This window comes from Clostridium sp. LIBA-8841 (genome assembly GCF_034439435.1).
Lineage (GTDB): Bacteria > Bacillota > Clostridia > Clostridiales > Clostridiaceae > Sarcina.
The window spans coordinates 179731-198450 of record NZ_JAPCKJ010000001.1 but is presented as its reverse complement, the minus strand read 5'-3'; the positions used below and the strand labels follow the sequence as shown (position 1 = coordinate 198450).

General features: G+C 29.9%; 17 protein-coding genes and 1 riboswitch. All 17 genes read left to right on the top strand.

Annotated elements, in window-relative coordinates; genetic code table 11:
- Positions 1–106: 106 nt before the first annotated feature.
- The 17 genes from OIF33_RS00700 (at position 107) to OIF33_RS00620 (ending at position 18720) form a co-directional block, all read left to right on the top strand.
- The gene (locus tag OIF33_RS00700) at positions 107–1012 is read left to right on the top strand and encodes a D-alanine--D-alanine ligase (protein WP_322502302.1); all 906 of its coding nucleotides are present in this window, start codon (positions 107–109) and stop codon (positions 1010–1012) included.
- A 72-nt stretch (positions 1013–1084) separates the two neighbouring features.
- Positions 1085–2050, top strand: a complete 966-nt coding sequence (locus OIF33_RS00695; protein WP_322502301.1) for a glycoside hydrolase family 25 protein — start codon at positions 1085–1087, stop codon at positions 2048–2050.
- Between the two features lie 168 nt (positions 2051–2218).
- Positions 2219–3709, top strand: a complete 1491-nt coding sequence (locus OIF33_RS00690; protein WP_322502300.1) for a VanW family protein — start codon at positions 2219–2221, stop codon at positions 3707–3709.
- A 146-nt stretch (positions 3710–3855) separates the two neighbouring features.
- Positions 3856–4689 (top strand): Cof-type HAD-IIB family hydrolase, encoded by an 834-nt coding sequence (locus OIF33_RS00685; RefSeq protein ID WP_322502299.1) that lies wholly within the window; start codon positions 3856–3858, stop codon positions 4687–4689.
- Positions 4690–4777: 88 nt separating this feature from the next.
- Entirely contained in the window at positions 4778–5239 is a 462-nt protein-coding gene (locus OIF33_RS00680) for a tRNA (cytidine(34)-2'-O)-methyltransferase (protein ID WP_322502298.1), read from the top strand.
- A gap of 14 nt (positions 5240–5253) precedes the next feature.
- Positions 5254–6093, top strand: a complete 840-nt coding sequence (locus OIF33_RS00675) for a DegV family protein (protein ID WP_322502297.1) — start codon at positions 5254–5256, stop codon at positions 6091–6093.
- Positions 6094–6196: 103 nt separating this feature from the next.
- Positions 6197–7264 carry a BMP family ABC transporter substrate-binding protein gene (locus OIF33_RS00670; protein WP_322502296.1) on the top strand — a complete coding sequence of 356 codons (1068 nt, stop codon included), beginning with the start codon at positions 6197–6199 and terminating at the stop codon, positions 7262–7264.
- Positions 7265–7322: 58 nt separating this feature from the next.
- Positions 7323–7495: riboswitch (cobalamin riboswitch) on the top strand.
- Positions 7496–7905: 410 nt separating this feature from the next.
- Complete coding sequence (locus tag OIF33_RS00665; RefSeq protein WP_322502295.1) at positions 7906–8415, top strand: ECF transporter S component; 510 nt, start codon at positions 7906–7908, stop codon at positions 8413–8415.
- Positions 8402–9175 carry a hypothetical protein gene (locus tag OIF33_RS00660; RefSeq protein ID WP_322502294.1) on the top strand — a complete coding sequence of 258 codons (774 nt, stop codon included), beginning with the start codon at positions 8402–8404 and terminating at the stop codon, positions 9173–9175. The genes OIF33_RS00665 and OIF33_RS00660 overlap by 14 nt, the downstream gene beginning before the upstream one ends.
- Positions 9176–9374: 199 nt before the next feature.
- Positions 9375–10760: an RNA polymerase factor sigma-54 gene (gene rpoN, locus OIF33_RS00655; RefSeq protein ID WP_322502293.1), complete on the top strand. Its 1386-nt coding sequence runs from the start codon at positions 9375–9377 to the stop codon at positions 10758–10760.
- Between the two features lie 227 nt (positions 10761–10987).
- Positions 10988–12022: a sugar-binding transcriptional regulator gene (locus tag OIF33_RS00650; RefSeq protein ID WP_322502292.1), complete on the top strand. Its 1035-nt coding sequence runs from the start codon at positions 10988–10990 to the stop codon at positions 12020–12022.
- Between the two features lie 91 nt (positions 12023–12113).
- The gene (gene gap / locus OIF33_RS00645) at positions 12114–13115 is read left to right on the top strand and encodes a type I glyceraldehyde-3-phosphate dehydrogenase (RefSeq protein ID WP_322502291.1); all 1002 of its coding nucleotides are present in this window, start codon (positions 12114–12116) and stop codon (positions 13113–13115) included.
- A gap of 111 nt (positions 13116–13226) precedes the next feature.
- Positions 13227–14420 carry a phosphoglycerate kinase gene (locus OIF33_RS00640; RefSeq protein ID WP_322502290.1) on the top strand — a complete coding sequence of 398 codons (1194 nt, stop codon included), beginning with the start codon at positions 13227–13229 and terminating at the stop codon, positions 14418–14420.
- Positions 14421–14659: 239 nt separating this feature from the next.
- On the top strand, positions 14660–15406 hold the full coding sequence (gene tpiA / locus OIF33_RS00635) for a triose-phosphate isomerase (RefSeq protein WP_322502289.1): 747 nt from the start codon (positions 14660–14662) through the stop codon (positions 15404–15406).
- Positions 15407–15531: 125 nt separating this feature from the next.
- Positions 15532–17070, top strand: coding sequence for a 2,3-bisphosphoglycerate-independent phosphoglycerate mutase (gene gpmI / locus OIF33_RS00630; protein WP_322502288.1), 1539 nt, complete (start codon positions 15532–15534; stop codon positions 17068–17070).
- 233 nt (positions 17071–17303) lie between these two features.
- Positions 17304–18071, top strand: a complete 768-nt coding sequence (locus OIF33_RS00625; RefSeq protein WP_322502287.1) for a GDSL-type esterase/lipase family protein — start codon at positions 17304–17306, stop codon at positions 18069–18071.
- A 172-nt stretch (positions 18072–18243) separates the two neighbouring features.
- Positions 18244–18720, top strand: coding sequence for a DUF4358 domain-containing protein (locus tag OIF33_RS00620; RefSeq protein WP_322502286.1), 477 nt, complete (start codon positions 18244–18246; stop codon positions 18718–18720).

Sequence of the window (18720 nt, the reverse complement as noted above, 5' to 3'; positions counted from 1 at the left end):
AAATGTTTTCACTAACTTTCTATTTTAAAAATATAGTGCTATAATATTAGGGGCTTGTTCAAAAAAATAACAAGTCCTTAATTATTTCTATTTTGGAGGTAAATATATGAAAGTTGGAGTAATAATGGGAGGCATTTCTTCAGAAAGAGAGATATCAATACAAAGTGGTAATGCTGTAGTAGATGCCTTAGATAAAGATAAATATGAAGCTATTCCTATAGTATTAAATGAAAAAGAGGATTTAATAGAAAAAGTTAAAGGAATAGATTTTGCTCTTTTAGCTTTACATGGAAAATTTGGAGAAGATGGAACTGTTCAAGCTGTTCTTAAAACTTTAGGAATACCTTTTTCAGGTTGTGGTCCTTTAAGTAGTGCTATATGTATGGACAAGGATATGACAAAAAGAATTTTAGCTTTTGGAAATGTTAGAACAGCAAAATGGTTAATGGTATCATCAATAGATGAAATAGATTATGAAAATATAGAAGAATTAGGTTATCCAGTATTCATAAAACCTAACAACGGTGGATCATCAGTTGCAACAACTTTAGTTGAATCTAAAGAAGGTGTTGAAGAGGCTGTATTAGAAGCTTTAAAATATGATACAGAAGTAATGATTGAAGAATACATAAAAGGTGATGAAATAACTTGTCCTATAATAGATGGTAAAATGTTACCAGTATTAGCTATAAAACCAAAAGGAAAATTCTTTGATATAGCATCAAAATATGAAGATGGTGGAGCAGATGAGTTTATTGTTAAGTTAAATGAAGATATTCACAAAGAAGTTGAACATATGGCTTTAGAAACTTACAAGTTATTAAAATGTGATGTGTATGCTAGAGTTGATATGCTTGTAAAAGATAATATTCCTTATATATTAGAAGTAAATACACTACCAGGAATGACAAAAAACAGTTTATTCCCTAAGAGTGCAGCTGGAATAAATATGAGTTTTGAAAAACTTTTAGATACAATAATAGAAAAATCTTTAAAAGTTAATAGAGAGTAATTTATTTAGTAACAACTTCCTCTGTAAATTTATATTTTATATAGTAAGTATTAATTTACGGGGAGAGTATTAATGCAAGATAAAAATCCACTAAGTACATTTGGGCCAGATATAAATGAGTTTACTCAGAATGTTAATTTTCAAACATTAGCTAAAAATTCAGATTTTATTTACTTAAGATCTTCAGGTTCTGGAACGGGTCAGTTAAGAATTGATAGAAAGTTTTTAGAGTTTGCAAGAGAATGCAGAAGATATGGTATTCCATGTGGTGCATATCATTATGCAAAACCATCTAGTGATTTACAGACAGCAGTAACGCAGGCAGATGAATTTATTGATGTTCTTCAACAAGGCTTTGGACAAGGAGACTATGGTGATCTGTTTCCTGTAGTTGATGTAGAGGCACCTACAGATAGATCACTAACAACAACACAACTTGTGAATTGGATAGATAGGTTTAGAGATAGGTTTGAGGAAAAAACTAGAAGAAGATTAATGTTATATACAGGATTATTCTTTATAGAGTTATATGATAATTTTGAGGTTCCAGGAAGAGGATATCCTTTAAGTGATATGCCTTTATGGTTAGCTATGTATACAAGAGTTCCTACTAATCCACCATTTCCTCCAAATATTGGTGGATGGACAAGGTGGACTATATGGCAATTTACAGATGAGGGTAAACTAGATGGGATTGGAAGTCCAGTAGATTTAAACTGGGGACCTAATAGTATAGCTAGGCTAATGCCACCAGCTAATGTTACTGGTTTAACGGCATATGAGGATGCTGGAAAGATAAATATTTTTTGGAATGCTAATAAAGAAGACGATTTAAATGGATACAATGTATTTATCAATGACAACTATGCAGGAACTTTACCTAGAAAAGCTACTAAGTTTGTTGTAGATAAGAGTAAGTTTTATCTACCAAAAGGAAAGCCAATAAAAGTATCCATAGAAGCATTTGATATTACTGGAGATTTTTCAAAAGAAAGAACTGAATATATTATAGATAGTGAAGAATATTTTTTAGGTTAAAAGTATTTTTGTTAGTATTAAATAGAGTTAAAAATTTTAGCTCTATTTAATTTTTTTCCAAAAGTTATGAAAATTTTGTTATAATAAGAAATGTTATTATATTGTAATAATTTTTTGTGAAATTTAGCTTATAGTTTTTTTAGGAAGATTGTAGAGAGGAGAATAACTGTGAACGAAGAAAATAAAAAAACAAGTAAAAGCTTACATAAGAGTAAGAAAAAGATAATAATATCAGTGGTTGTTATATTAGCAATTATAATAGGTTCTATTTTTGCATATATAGTAAGTATTCAAAAGAAAACTGAAAAATGGGACAATAAGATATATCCAAATGTATATGTTGAAAATGTCAATTTATCAGGAATGACTAAAGAAGAGGCTATAGAGGCTTTAAATAAAGAGATAAAAGAGCCGATTCAAAATAAAACCATAACAGTAAAGGCTGCTGACCAAAGTATAGAAATAAAGTATTCTGATTTATCACCAGAATACAATATAGACGAAACAGTTAACGAAGCTATGATGTATGGAAAAGATTTAAATCTTTTTGGTAAAAATGATTTAATAAATGGAAAAGATAAAAAAGAATTTAATTTAGACTTTAAATACAATGAAGCTAAATTAAATGAGTATGAAAATAAATTAACTGAAATGGTTAATCAAAAAGCTAAGGATGCCACTATAAGCATAAATGGTAGCAATGTAAGTGTAACAGAAGGACAAGATGGACGAGCTATAGAAAAGGATAAAATGGTTGCATTAGTAAAAGATGCTGTAAATGCTAATCCAGAAGCTAATACAGTGGTTGAAGTACCTGTGGAGATTACAAAGCCTAAAATAACTAAGGAAATGCTTTCAAAGATAGATGGAGTTATGGGAAGTTTTACATCAAGTTATACAAGCTCTGATGCTAATAGAAGTGCTAATGTTGAAATTGCAGCTAAAACAGTTAATGGAACAGTACTTATGCCAGGTGAAACTTTTAGCTACAACAATACTTTAGGAGAAAGAACTACAGATAAAGGATATAGAGATGGAGCCGCTTATGTAGGTAACAAGGTTGTAATGGTTACAGGTGGAGGAATTTGTCAAGTTTCTACCACTTTATATAGAGCTGTGTTAAAAGCAGGAATAATGCCAACTGAAAGACATAATCATAGTATGACTACAACTTATTCAGGTCCAAGTGAGGATGCTACAGTTGCTTGGGGGTCTTTAGATTATCAATTTAAAAATCCTTATGATTTCCCAATATACATTCAAGGATACACAAGTAATAAGCATGTTACTTTCAATATATATGGAAATGTTCAAGCTATGGATGGAAAAACATATGAACTACAAACTGTTGTAAATGAAACTTTAAAACCATCAGTTAAAACAATAGAAGATCCTAACTTGCCAGCAGGACAAAGAGTTGTAGAACAAAACCCAGTTACAGGGTATAAATCAACAGGATATTTAGTAACATATCAAAATGGAAAAGAGATAGATAAGAAATTAATAGGTCATGATGTTTATAAGCAAAAGGATGAAATAATAAAGGTTGGAACTAAGAAAGCCGAACAACCAGCGGCACCACCAGCACAAACAACACCTCAAACTCCTGCAACACCGGAAAATCCAGGAGCTACAGGACAAGCTGCTAATCATTCTTAATTAAATTAGACATGATTAGGAGAATCTTTGCTTTAATTAAGATTAGTATAAATCATATATAATCTTATTATTTAGTAAAATATTAATATGCTTAAAAGGGAGAGGTTAAGTTTTTAATCTCTCCTTTTAATTTAGGAGGAGAATTTATGAGTTATAAAATGATATGTATAGATATGGATGGAACATTATTAAATTCAAAAAAAAGAATAAGTGAGGAAAATAAAATTGCTTTAAAAAAGGCTTATGAAAAAGGAGTTCATATAATAATATGCACTGGCAGAAATGCTAAGAATGCTGTTTATTTTTCAGAATTCTTAGGAGTTAACTGTGCAGTAATTGCTAATAATGGTGCATGGGTAATTGATGAAGATAAAGATGCTTTAATTTCTAAAGATGTTTTAAGTGGAGAACAGTGTAAAGAAATTATGAGACTTTGCAAAGTTTATAAAGGTGTTCCTAGTTTTCATTCAAGAGATAAGGTTTATTGGCCATCAAAAATAAGAAAATATCTTTGCGATTTAATTTTAAATAAAAAAATACCACATAAGCATAGAGTAGAAAATGTTTATGTTAATGACAAAAGTAAGTGGAATGAAATTTTTAAAAATGATAGTATTGGCAAATGCATAATAATTGAATTGAATACAGGTAAACTAAAAAAAATAAGAGAAGAACTTATTAAAAATGGAAGTTTTGAAATTACTCAGTCAGGAAGATATGCTTTAGAAGTAAACAATAAAGGAGTTTCTAAGGGGAAAGCTGTAAAAGTTTTAGCAGATGAATATAACATAAAGCAAGATGAGATAATTTGCATAGGAGATAATGAGAATGACTTATCTATGATTAGCTATGCAGGTTTAGGTGTAGCTATGGGAAATTCAATAGATTCTTTAAAGAAAAAAGCAGATTATGTAACTGAAAGTAATGATAAAAATGGGGTTGCAAAAGTCATATATGAATTTGTGTTAAAAAAGGATTAACTTGCATTTTATTTCATTAGATAATATCATATACTTGTGACTTAACATAAAAATTTATAAATTTTTACATTTATTTGGAGGGACAAAGGTGAATCTTAATATAGTATTATATCAACCAGAAATACCACAAAACACTGGTAACATAGCAAGAACATGTGTTTTGACAAATTCAAAGCTTCACATAATAAAACCTATGGGCTTTGTTATAGATGATAAACATTTAAAAAGAGCTGGATTAGATTATTGGAGTCAATTAGATCTTGAAATCCATGAAAGCTATGAAGACTTTATGAAAAAGTATGGGGATAAGAAAATTTACTTATCAACAACTCATGCTGATGATCATTATGATGAAGTAAAGTACGAAGAAGGTGCTTTCATAATGTTTGGAAGAGAATCAGCAGGAGTTCCAGAAGAAGTTCATAATGCTCATCATGGAATAAAGGTTCCAATGATAAATACAACTACTAGAAGTTTGAATTTATCAAATACAGTAGCAATTATAGCTTATGAAGCTCTAAGACAAATTGGATTTCCAAGCATGAAATAAGGGGGAAATATATTTTGGAGAAAATAAAGATTATAACAGATAGTACCTGTGACTTATCTAAGGAGATTATAGAGAAATATGACATAGATGTAATGCCTATGCTAATAAATTTTGGTGAAGAGAGCTATTTAGATGGTGTTGAAATAAAAGTAGATGCTATGATGGAGAGAATAGAGAGAGAAGATGCTCTTCCAACTACAGCTCAAATAGTTCCAACAAGATTTATAGAGAAATATAAAAGCTACTTAGAGGATGGATACAAAGTTATATCAATACACATATCATCAAATATGAGTGGTACTTATCAATCAGCATGTTTAGCTAAAGCTGAATTAGAAAGTGATGATATAGTTGTAATAGATTCAAGAAATGTTACTGTTGGGCTTGGACTTATTATATTAAAAGCAGCTAGACTTATAGAAGAAGGAATAACTTTAGAAGATTTAGAAAAAGAAATTTTAGAATATAGGAATCATATTAAAAGTACTATAGCTTTTGAAAGTTTAGATAACTTAGTAAGAGGTGGAAGACTTTCAAAAGGAAAAGCGTTATTTGTTAATGCTTTAGGAATAAAGCTTATGCTTAATGTATTAGATGGTGAGATGAATGTTCAAGGAAAAATAAGAGGAACTAAGAAGATGACTAAGTCTATGATTGAACAGTTTAGTTCAATTCCTAAAAAACAAGGGGAGCCAATAATATTAGTTGAACTTGAAAATGAGGATATTTATTTGCCTATAAAGGAATATTTAGAAAGTAACGATATAGAATATATAAAACTTCCTTTAGGATGTTCAGTGGCTATACATTCAGGTCCTAAGGTTTGTGCATTATTCTATGTAGAGGAATATTAGAAAGAAGCTCCTAAAAAGGAGTTTCTTTTTTTATTTTAATTTACATAAATTCTCCTAATTAAAGAAATAATAATTTTGATATCAAAAAGGAGGAGTATTAGAAATGCGTTTTAAGAGGATTATTACATCTTTAGGTCTTATATTAAGTTTAACTTCTATGTTAGGATGCGGTTCGAAAAATTCATCAGCATTAAGAAAAATTGATTTTATAGAAAAAAAAGTTTATAATTTCGCTTTAGTTAAGGATGATTTTGCTAATGAAGAAAATCATTTTGCTAATTTAGCTATAGAAGGATTAAATAGAATAAAAAAGGAATATGGTGCAAAAATAGAGATTTTTGATACTAATTCTCCAGAAGATTATGAAAAGAGGCTTAGAGAGGCTGCTCAAAATAATGATTTGACTTTTGCTTCAACATTTAAGTTTTTAGAGAGTTTAAATAATGTAGCTAAGGATTATCCAGATAAAAATTTTGCTATTATTGATACAGTGTCAGAGCTTCCAAATGTAAAATCTATAAATTTTAGGAATGAACAAGGTGCCTTTTTAATGGGTATAATAGCTGGGAACATGAGTAAAACTAATAAAGTAGGATTTATAGGCGGAGTTAAAAACGAGCTTATAGATAACTTTCTAGCTGGATATCTCTCTGGATTAAAGGTTTCTAATGAGGAAGCTTATAAGAATATAAAAGAAGGAAACTTAATTCAATATGTTGGTGGTTTTATAAATAAAGAGCAGGCAAATAAAATAGCTAAGGAAATGTATAATCAAGGAGCAGATATAATATTCAATGTAGCTGGAGAAGCTGGTGTAGGTATTTATCAGGCAGCTAAAGAAACTGGAAATTACGCTATTGGTGTTGATGTTGATGCTGCCACAGTTTTCCCAGACTATGCCGATAATATTCTCTCATCTATGATAAAAAAATTAGATGATGCGGTTTATAAGACTGCAAAGGAAGTTATAAATGGTGATTTTAAAACAGGACCAAAGAATGTAATGGAAGTTGGGCTTAAGGATAATGGTATAGATGTGGCCCAATCTACAAGTAGACTAGTACCTAAAGAAGTTTTAGATAAAGTAGAGAAATATAGAGAGGGCATAATAAATGGAGAAATTAATGTTCCAAAAACATTAGATGAAGTGGAAAATTTTAATGTTAAGTAAAATTAATGTTAAAAATAATGTTGACAAAGAGTAAATAAATATGCAATCATAAGATGAAAATAAAATAAGTATATTAGGTGTTATCTAACTTAATAGGGAAAGTTAAAAACTGCAGCCCCCGCTACTGTTGATAAGGACGAAAGCAAGAAACCACTGTAACTTAAGTTATGGAAAGGATTGTTGGAGGATGATTTATTAGCCAGGAGACCTACCTAGTATAAATTGCTTATTGTTTCGGTGGGAAACAGTATATAAGTTTTAATAAAGTATGTAAATTATTTTTAACTGGTGGGGAAGGTTAACCGCACCAGTTTTTTATTTTTAATTATAAAAATAATTATTTACGAGAAAAGAATTTATGTACAAGCTTTCCTAAATAAGTTGTTTTGGAAAAGATGTATAAAAGTTTCTAAACAACTTAGTCTATTTAGCTCTAATAGTTAGTCAAATTTTAAATTTAATTTACACATAAGAAGTTAAATCTAGATTAAAGTATATTTGTGAAAAATTTGAAATTATATTTTTATTAAAAATCTTATTGGGTATAGAAATTGATTTAATATTAAAGGTGTACATGTTAAGTTAAGAGTTGCTTATGTTTAGAGAGAAAAAATAAATATTAATAGGAGGGTAAAATAATTATGAATTTTACTAAGGAAAAAAAGAATTTAAATGTAAAAAATCTATGTTTTGCAGCGATGTTAATAGCTTTAAGTGTTATATTAGCCAATTTCCCGATTTTTGCTAGTATAGCATTAGATTCTATGCCAGCCTTTGTTGGTGGTATTTTAATTTCTCCAGTAGTTGGAGGTGTTATAGGTCTTTTAGCACATTTATTTGTTGCTTTAAGAACAGGATTTCCATTTACATTACCAGTACATATTTTAATAGCGTTAGAGATGTTTCTAGTTGTTTATATAACATCAAAAATATTTAATATGGGTAAAGTAATTTTAGCAGGAATAATAGGAACTCTTTTAAATGGAATCATTTTTACTTTAATAACAGGAGCTTTTATGTATTTTGTATTAGGAGGAATGAATCCAATAGACTTCTTAAAACTTATGGGATTACCACTTACTTTAGCAAGCTTAGTTAATATAGTAATAGCATTTTTAGTAGCTAAGGGACTTAAAAATGCAAATATATAAATTTAGAGATTTAACTATAATTAAAAAAGAATCCCATAAAGAGGAAATGGTAATAGCTTGTGATAGTTGTTGTGGCATTGGAGAGAGAGAAGATGACTTTGTTAATGCTAGTAATGAGATTGTAGGATATTTTTCAGCTAGAGTTTGTCTTTTTGAGCTTATAGCATTTAAAGCTAATCCACTAGTAATAGTAAATAATTTAGGAATGACTATGAAGTGTGGTGGAGAGAGTATAATAAAAGGAATTAATAGAGCAATAAAAGAATATAATTCTGAAGGCTTTTTTGAAAATAACTTTAAATTAGAAGAATGTATAACAGGAAGTACTGAGGATAATTTTAAAACTCTTCAAACTTTTTTAGGATTAACAATAATAGGAGAAAAAAAGATAAGCACTGAGATTAGTTTTGAAAGTGAAGATGAGGTCTTCTTATTAGGAATTCCCAAAGTGGGGGAAGAAGTTTTAGATGATATAAATAATAATATAGGGGAAATTGCTGGTTTTAAGGAGTTAAAGCTCTTAGTAGAAAGTGAGTCTGTTAAGGATATAATACCTATTGGTTCAAAAGGTATTATACATGAAGCAAAGGAACTTGAAGGTAGTAATAATATAAAAATAAATCTATCATATAATGGAACTTATTTAAGAAAATCTGCAGGACCAGCAACAGCTATTTTATTTATATGTAAAAAAGACTCTTTAGAAGAATTTAAAAATAAAATAAGTGTACCAATCATTAAAATTGGTGAAATTATTTAATCTTAACCACAATAGAGAATTTTCTCTATTGTGGTTATTTTAGAATTAACATAAGTACTTTTTAATATAATATTAATATATTAAAAAGTATTAAAGATGTTATAATGTTGAAAAATGTCTTTATTTGATGGATAATTAAATAAGAAAGGTTAATAGAGAAAAGTTATGATTTAAAATTAAATAGTTTTAGGTGATATATATGTTAATGGATTTTAATTTAAATTTAACCCAAGAGCAAAAGCTTATCATGACACAGCAAATGCAACTTTCAATAAAACTTTTGCAAATGTCAACATATGATTTAAGAGAATATATAGAGAAAGAATTTTCAGAAAATCCTGTTTTAGAAGCTCAATATGAAGATAATAATGAAATAGTTAATGAACAGGATAGATTAGATTATAAAGAATTAGTGAAATATTTAGAGTCAGATAACTATGGTTCTCAAAGTTATGGTGAGTATGATCAAGAAGGAATTTCTCCTTTTACATTTATAAGTAAACCAGAATCTTTAATGGACTATCTAGAGTCTCAAATATTAGAGCTGCCAATAGATGAATATATGAGAAGTGTATGCAGCTATATGGTTGAATGTTTAGATCATAAAGGATATTTAGATATAAAAAAAGAAGAATTAATGAATGAATTACATTGTTCAGAAGTAACATTCAATAGAGCTTTAATAGTTCTCCATAATTTAGAGCCAGCAGGTATAGGAGCAAGGGACTTAAAAGAATGTCTAAAGATACAATTAGAAAGAAAAGGGGAGTATGACAAAATAGTAAAAAGTATAATAGAGAATCATTTAGATGATTTAGCAGATAACAAATATCAAGTTATTGCTAAGGATTTAGGCATAACTCCTAAAAAAGCACAAGACTATGGAGATTTAATAAAAACTTTAGAGCCAAAACCTTCAAGGGGATTTTATACTGGGGATGAAGTAAGTTTCATAATTCCTGATGCTGAAATTAGAAAGATAGATGGAGAATTTTTCATAATAATGAATGATGGAGTCTTACCTATGCTTTCAGTTAACCCTTTATATACTTCTATATTAAAAGATAGTAGTAATGATAAAGAGGCTACAGAGTATGTAAAGGAAAAAATGAGTAAGGCCATGTTTCTTATTAAAAGTATAGAGCAAAGAAAAAGTACTTTATATAAAGTTCTTGAAAAAATACTAGAAAAGCAAAAAGAGTATTTTGAAAAGGGAGATAAATATTTAAAACCTATGACTCTTAAGGAAATAGCGGAGCAATTAGAGATGCACGAATCAACTATTTCAAGAGCCATAAGAGATAAGTATATTTTAACTTCTATGGGTACAATAAAGATAAAGGATCTCTTTGTAAACTCAATAAGCAATAAAGAAACAGAAAATGGAGAAGATGATGTTACAGTTATAAACATAAAAAAAGCTTTAGAAGAAATTATTAAAGCGGAGAACAAAGCAAAGCCATTATCGGACCAAGGCATAAGTGAAATGCTAAAAGAAAAAGGAATGACTATTTCAAGAAGAACTGTAGCAAAATATAGAGAAGAATTAGGAATAAAATCATCTAGTAAGAGAAAAAGATTTTAAAATAGTATTAAATTTGATTTTATGGTAAATAAAGAAACTAAAGTGTTTGATTTGAGTGAAAAATATAGAGAGATTGGGTAATCTCTCTATATTTTTTTATATTTTCTAAAAAAATAAGAAAAAATTTTCTAAAAACCCTTTAATTTTTTCTTAATATGTTTTATAATAAACATGCGGGACATTTAAGAAGCAAGTGGGACTTTGAATGTCCAAAGGAGTTGTTAAATTTGCTAGAGATTTTAAAATTGCAAAAAATAATAGTTCCTGAAATGGTAGAACTATTAGTAAAAAGATACAATATAATCAGAACAATTTATTATAATCAGCCAATAGGCAGAAGAGCTTTGGCAAACAATTTAAATTTAGGTGAAAGAATTGTAAGAACAGAAATAGGTTTTTTAAAATCTCAAAACCTTATACAAATAAACACTCCAGGTATGTCTGTAACCCAAGAAGGAGAGTTTATGTTAGAATCCTTAAAAGGATTCATACATGAAATAAAAGGGCTATCTAATCTTGAAAAACAATTATGTGATTTGCTTAATGTTAGAGATGTAATTGTTATTCCAGGAGATTGCGGGGAAGAAGAAAGCACTATAAAAGAGCTTGGAAAAGCCGCTGCAAATTATTCTAAGAATGTCATTAAAGATGGCTATACAATTGCTGTTACTGGGGGAACCACTGTAAAAGAAGTTATAGATGAATTACCAGAAATGGCAAACCTACGTGATGTGTTAGTTGTGCCTGCAAGAGGTGGTATGGGTAAGAAGGTTGAGACGCAGTCAAATACATTAGCTGCGAATTTAGCTAAAAAGTTAAATGGAACCTATAAAATGCTTCATGTTCCTGATAATATAAGCAAGGAAGTAATGGATGCTTTAATGAAACAGGAAGACATGAAAGAACTTATACAAAATATTAAAAATGCAGATATGCTAATATATGGTATAGGCCAAGCGAAAAAAATGGCTAATAAAAGAGGCGTTCCTAAGGAAGAACTAATAAGGTTATTAGAATTAGGCGCTGTTGGAGAAGCTTTAGGATGCTACTTTAATGATAAGTCGGAAGTTGTTTATGTAATGCCAACTTTAGGAGTTACAATAAATGATCTTAGAAAAATAAAAAATCACATTGCTGTAGCTGGTGGTAAAAATAAGGCAGAAGCTATTTTAACTACTATCTATGGAAACAAAAATGCTGTTCTTGTTACAGATGAGGGAGCAGCCAATGAAATACTAAATTTTTTAAATGGAGACGAATAAAATAATATAAAATCTCTAAAAATAACTTTGGTTAAAATATTTTTTAATATTTTATATATATAAACAACATCTTTTAGGAGGTATTTACAATATGGTAAATGTAGCAATTAACGGATTTGGAAGAATAGGAAGATTAGCATTAAGATTAATGATCAACAACCCAGAGTTCAACGTTGTTGGAATTAACGACTTAACAGATGCTAAAACTTTAGCACACTTATTCAAATATGACTCAGCACAAGGAAGATTCGATGGAGAAATCGAAGTTAAAGATGGTGCTTTCGTAGTAAACGGAAAAGAAATAAAAGTTACTGCAGAAAGAGACCCTAAAAACTTACCATGGGGAGAATTAAACGTAGACATCGTTTTAGAGTGTACTGGATTCTTCGCTTCAAAAGAAAAAGCTTCAGCTCACTTAGAAGCAGGTGCTAAGAAAGTTGTTATATCAGCTCCAGCTGGAAACGACCTTCCAACAGTAGTTTACAACATAAACAACGATATATTAAAAGCTAGCGATACAGTTATATCAGGTGCTTCATGTACAACTAACTGTTTAGCTCCAATGGCTAAAGTATTAAACGATCAATTTGGATTAAAAGAAGGATTCATGACTACAATCCACGCTTACACAAACGATCAAAATACATTAGATGCTCCTCACGCTAAAGGAGATTTAAGAAGAGCTAGAGCTGCTGCTGCTTCAATCGTACCAAACTCAACTGGTGCTGCTAAAGCAATCGGATTAGTTATCCCAGAACTAGCTGGTAAATTAGACGGAAACGCTCAAAGAGTACCTGTAATAACTGGTTCATTAACTGAGTTAGTTTGTGTATTAGACAAAAACACTACAGTTGAAGAAATAAATGCTGCTATGAAAGCTGCTGCTAACGAATCATACGGATACACTGAAGATCCAATAGTATCATCAGACGTAATCGGAATAAGCTTCGGATCATTATTCGATGCAACTCAAACAAAAATCATGGAAGTTAACGGACAACAATTAGTTAAAGTTGCTTCATGGTACGACAATGAAATGTCATACACTAACCAATTAATCAGAACTTTAGGATACTTCGCTAACTTAAAGTAATCTATTAATTAGATAGTATTTTATAAAAAAGTTTTATAAGTCTGGTTTTGTAGTATAAGGCTATAAGGCCAGACTATTTTCAAATTTAAATTTATTTAAGAGGTGAATATAATGAACTTCAATAAAAAGACTATAGAAGACGTTCAAGTAAAAGGTAAAAAAGTATTAGTAAGATGCGACTTTAACGTTCCATTAAAAGATGGTGTTATAACTGATATAAATAGATTAAACGGAGCTATGCCTACTATAAAATACTTAGTTGATAATGGCGCAAAAGTAATCCTTTGCTCACATATGGGTAAACCAAAGGGAGAAGCTAAACCAGAATTCTCATTAGCACCAGTTGCTAAAAAATTAAGCGAAATGCTTGGTAAAGAAGTAGTATTTGCTGCTGACGACAACGTTGTTGGAGAAAATGCTAAAAAAGCTGTAGATGAAATGAAAGACGGAGACGTAGTTTTACTTCAAAATACAAGATACAGAAAAGAAGAAACTAAAAACGGAGAAGAGTTATCAAAAGAATTAGCTAGCCTAGCTGAAATGTTTGTTAACGATGCATTCGGAACAGCTCACAGAGCTCACTGTTCAACAGTTGGAGTAACTGAGTACTTAAAGCCAGCAGTTTGTGGATACTTAATCCAAAAAGAGCTTAAATTCTTAGGAGATGCTGTAGAAACTCCAGAAAGACCATTCGTTGCTATCTTAGGTGGAGCTAAAGTTTCAGATAAGATAAACGTTATAAACAACCTTTTAGAAAAAGTTGATACTTTAATAATCGGTGGAGGAATGGCTTACACATTCTTAAAAGCTCAAGGATATACTGTAGGAAGTTCATTAGTAGAAGAAGACAAAGTTGAATACGCTAAAGAAATGTTAGCTAAAGCTGAAGAAAAAGGTGTTAAATTATTATTACCTGTAGACCACAGAATAGCTAAAGAATTCAAAGATGTTGAAGCTGTAGTTACAGAAGATCAAAACATTCCAGAAGGATTTATGGGATTAGATATCGGACCAAAAACTGAAAAATTATATGCTGATGCAATAAAAGATGCTAAAACAGTTATCTGGAACGGACCAATGGGAGTATTTGAATTCGAAAACTTCAACAAAGGAACAATAGCTGTTGCTAAAGCTATGGCTGAAGCAGATGCTACTACTATAATAGGTGGTGGAGATTCAGCTGCTGCTGTTAACATATTAGGATTCGGAGATAAAATGTCTCACATCTCAACTGGTGGTGGAGCTTCATTAGAATTCTTAGAAGGAAAAGTATTACCAGGAATAGCTGCTTTAAACGATAAATAATATTATAAACCTTAAAGTAGTAATTAGATTGAAGTATAAAGATTGTTGTTTTATAAAAAAATAAGACTAGATTCAATGGAAGAATATCTTTCATTGAATCTTAGCCTTGTTTTACTAAAAGCTAAGAAAATATTAGGATTATTATTTAATATTTTCAGAGTTTTTAGATGAATAATGTATGATGGATTAACCTACCATATATTATTTAATATTTAAAATATTAATAGAGGTGAATATAGATGAGAACTCCAATAATCGCAGGAAACTGGAAAATGCACTATACAATAGACGAGGCTGTTAAATTAGTTGAAGAATTAAAGCCATTAGTTAAAGATGCTAAATGTGAAGTTGTAGTTTGCCCAACTTTCGTTTGTTTAGACGCAGTTAAAAAGGCTGTTGAAGGAACAAACATAAAAGTAGGTGCTCAAAACATGCACTTTGAAGAAAAAGGAGCATTCACTGGAGAAATCGCTCCAAGAATGTTAGAAGCTATGAACATAGATTACGTTGTAATTGGACATAGTGAAAGAAGAGAATACTTCAACGAAACAGACGAAACTTGTAATAAAAAAGTTAAAGCTGCTTTCGCTCATAACTTAGTTCCAATCCTTTGTTGTGGAGAAACTTTAGAGCAAAGAGAAAACGGAACTACTAACGATGTTATAAAAGCTCAAATCACTGCTGATTTAGAAGGATTAACTAAAGAGCAAGCTGAGAAAGTTGTTATAGCTTACGAACCAATCTGGGCTATAGGAACAGGAAAAACTGCTACTTCAGATCAAGCTAATGAAACAATAGCTGCTATAAGAGCTATGGTTGCTGAAATGTTCGGACAAGAAGTTGCTGATAAAGTAAGAATCCAATACGGTGGATCAGTTAAGCCTAACACAATAGCTGAACAAATGGCTAAATCAGACATCGATGGTGCTTTAGTTGGTGGAGCTAGCTTAGTTGCAGCTGACTTTGCTCAAATCGTAAACTACTAAGATAATATTAGTAATTAAATAGTAGCAATAGGCAAGTAATACCAATTGTCTATTGCTATTGTTTTTTAATTAGGTACACATTATAATAAATGTATAAATAGAAATTTAGTTTTTGGAGGGTTATTATGAGTAAAAAACCTGTAATGTTAATGATATTAGACGGATTTGGAATATCTCCAAACAAAGAAGGTAATGCAGTAGCTGCTGCTAATAAGCCAAATTATGATAAATTATTTGCTAAATATCCACATACTGAGTTACAAGCTTCAGGATTAGAAGTTGGTCTTCCAGAAGGACAAATGGGTAACTCAGAAGTTGGTCATTTAAATATAGGTGCTGGTAGAGTAATATACCAAGAGTTAACTAGAATAACTAAAGAAATAAAAGAAGGAACTTTCTTCACAAATAAAGCTTTAGTTAAAGCTATGGATGAAGCTAAAGAAAACAATACTTCATTACACTTAATGGGATTACTATCAAACGGAGGAGTTCACTCTCACATTGATCACTTAAAAGGTCTTTTAGAGTTAGCTAAGAAAAAAGGACTTCAAAAAGTTTACGTTCATGCTTTCATGGATGGTAGAGACGTTGCTCCATCATCAGGTAAAGAATTCATAGTTGAATTAGAAAATGCTATGAAAGAAATCGGTGTTGGTGAAATAGCTACTATAAGTGGTAGATACTATGCAATGGATAGAGATAACAGATGGGAAAGAGTACAATTAGCTTACAATGCTATGGCTTTAGGAGACGGTGAAAAAGCTTCTTCAGCTGTTGAAGCTATAGAAAAATCTTACCATGATAACAAAACTGACGAGTTCGTTTTACCTACAGTAATAGAAGAAGATGGACACCCAGTTGCTAGAATTAAAGATGGAGATTCAGTAATATTCTTCAACTTTAGACCAGATAGAGCAAGAGAAATAACTAGAGCTATAGTTGATCCAGAATTCAAAGGATTCGAAAGAAAGCAATTACATGTTAACTTTGTTTGTATGACTCAATATGACAAGACTTTAGAGTGTGTAGATGTTGCTTACAGACCAGAAAGTTACACAAACACTTTAGGAGAGTATGTTGCTGATAAAGGATTAAACCAATTAAGAATAGCTGAGACTGAAAAATATGCTCACGTAACATTCTTCTTCAATGGTGGAGTAGAAAAACCAAATAATAATGAAGATAGAGCATTAATAGCTTCACCAAAGGTTGCTACATATGATCTTAAACCAGAAATGAGTGCTTATGAAGTAACTGATGAATTAATAAACAGATTAGATCAAGATAAATATGATATGATAATCTTAAACTATGCTAATCCAGATATGGTTGGACATACTGGAGTTCAAGAAGCCGCTGTTAAAGCTATAGAAACTGTTGATGAGTGCTTAGGAAAAGTAGTTAATAAAGTATTAGAAAAAGACGGTACTGTATTCATAACTGCTGACCATGGTAATGCAGAAGTAATGATAGATTACTCAACTGGTAAACCAATGACTGCTCACACTTCAGATCCAGTTCCATTCTTATGGATTTCAAAAGATGCTGAAGGAAAGTCATTAAAAGACGGTGGAAAATTAGCTGATATAGCTCCAACTATGTTAACTGTTATGGGATTAGAAGTACCAGAAGAAATGACTGGAAATTGCCTTTTAAACAAGTAATATAATAGTTAATTATATATTTTAAAATAGTATTCTTCAAAGAGGAGAATACTATTTTTGTTTACAATAAAATCAATATTTGGATTTATTACTTTTTTATACCTAAAATTGCTAATTAGTCATTAATATTGGCATTTTGTTAACAAAATGTAATTTTAAAGTACTTAAATTTTTACTAAGAACAAATGAAACTTATGTAAAATTAATGTATAAAATTATAAAGGATGAATGAAATGAAGTACAAAAGAAGAAAACGAATAAGTGTAATTGTTTTAGGACTCTTAATAGGGGGAACTTTATTAGGAGCAGGATGTAAAATAATAAAAGATCATGAAATAGATAAGGCTAAAGATGAAAAAGTAGCAATGGGAGTTAGTATTCTTCAATCCTTAGAAAAAAAAGATGTAGCAGAAATAGAAAATAAAATAAAAGATATGAATAGTAAAAATAGTGTTAATGAAAGTACTATAGATAGTAGTAACTTAAAAGAAATTTTTAAGGATACAGTATTTATGGGAGATTCATTAACTGAACCACTTAGTTTCTATAATATATTAGATGAAGATTCTGTTATAGGGATAAAAGGAAGAGATGTTATAAAGGCTAAAAAAGAGGATCTTGGGACTTTAAATAGTTTAAATCCTAAAAAAATAGTAATGATGTATGGAATGAATGATTTACTTCTATTTAGTAATTCAAAAGATTTTATAAAAAATTATGAGAATCTAATAAATGAAATAAAAAAGGAAGTGCCTAATGCTGAAATATACGTTAATTCAATATTTCCAGTTTCAAGTAAGGCTATTGCGAAACAAAAAGAATTTAGTAAAGTAAATGATTTTAATAATGCATTGAAAGAAATGTGCAATACTACAGGAGTAAAGTTTATAGACACTACTTCTATGGTAAAAGAAAATATGTACGAGCCAGATGGAATTCATTTAAAAGCAGAATTTTATACTCCTTGGCTTCAAGTGATTAGAAAAGAAATAGATTTATAAAATAAAAAAATATATAGTTTATTTTAAATTTTTATATGCTTTAGTTTTATGGTGAGTTTTAAGAGTTTATAAAAGTTATTTAACTAGTTATTAAAGTATATTCAAAAGAAGAATGAAAATATGTTTTTGATAAATTAACAAAAGAAAAAGACAAAGAAAAGGAGTGTAAATTGTGAATAGCAAGATTTTTAAGAGAAGCTTATCTTTAATTGGAGTTATTATGTTTACATTTTCATTAGTTGCCTGTGGAGGAGTTAAGGATATGCCACTAAGTACGGTACTAAGTGAAATAGAGAGTAAGGACGTTGTAACATCCAATATGAAGAGTGGAGGAGAAAAGGAATTAAAAAGATTTTATAAGTTAAATTCAAATGATTTTCAAGAATTTTTATTATATCTTCCTAGTTCAAGTATGAATGTAGAAGAAATGCTTATTGTTAAAGTAAAGAATAAGTCTCAGACTGATACAGTAGAAAGTGCCATAGAAAATAGGGTAAATAATCAGTTAGAAAGTTTTAATGGATATGGTGCTGAACAATGTGCTCTTTTAAATGACTATGAACTAAAGACAATAGGGAATTATGTTTTCTTTTGTGTAGGAAAAAATGCAGCGGATATAGCAGACAGCTTTAAGGCTGTAGTGAATTAG

Excerpts from the sequence above, each read along its gene's own strand:
- OIF33_RS00700 (WP_322502302.1), top strand. The coding sequence starts at position 107 with ATGAAAGTTGGAGTAATAATGGGAGGCATTTCTTCAGAAAGAGAGATA.
- OIF33_RS00695 (WP_322502301.1), top strand. The coding sequence starts at position 1,085 with ATGCAAGATAAAAATCCACTAAGTACATTTGGGCCAGATATAAATGAG.
- OIF33_RS00685 (WP_322502299.1), top strand. The coding sequence starts at position 3,856 with ATGAGTTATAAAATGATATGTATAGATATGGATGGAACATTATTAAAT.
- OIF33_RS00670 (WP_322502296.1), top strand. The coding sequence starts at position 6,197 with ATGCGTTTTAAGAGGATTATTACATCTTTAGGTCTTATATTAAGTTTA.
- OIF33_RS00665 (WP_322502295.1), top strand. The coding sequence starts at position 7,906 with ATGAATTTTACTAAGGAAAAAAAGAATTTAAATGTAAAAAATCTATGT.
- OIF33_RS00660 (WP_322502294.1), top strand. The coding sequence starts at position 8,402 with ATGCAAATATATAAATTTAGAGATTTAACTATAATTAAAAAAGAATCC.
- rpoN (WP_322502293.1), top strand. The coding sequence starts at position 9,375 with ATGTTAATGGATTTTAATTTAAATTTAACCCAAGAGCAAAAGCTTATC.
- gap (WP_322502291.1), top strand. The coding sequence starts at position 12,114 with ATGGTAAATGTAGCAATTAACGGATTTGGAAGAATAGGAAGATTAGCA.
- OIF33_RS00640 (WP_322502290.1), top strand. The coding sequence starts at position 13,227 with ATGAACTTCAATAAAAAGACTATAGAAGACGTTCAAGTAAAAGGTAAA.
- tpiA (WP_322502289.1), top strand. The coding sequence starts at position 14,660 with ATGAGAACTCCAATAATCGCAGGAAACTGGAAAATGCACTATACAATA.
- gpmI (WP_322502288.1), top strand. The coding sequence starts at position 15,532 with ATGAGTAAAAAACCTGTAATGTTAATGATATTAGACGGATTTGGAATA.
- OIF33_RS00625 (WP_322502287.1), top strand. The coding sequence starts at position 17,304 with ATGAAGTACAAAAGAAGAAAACGAATAAGTGTAATTGTTTTAGGACTC.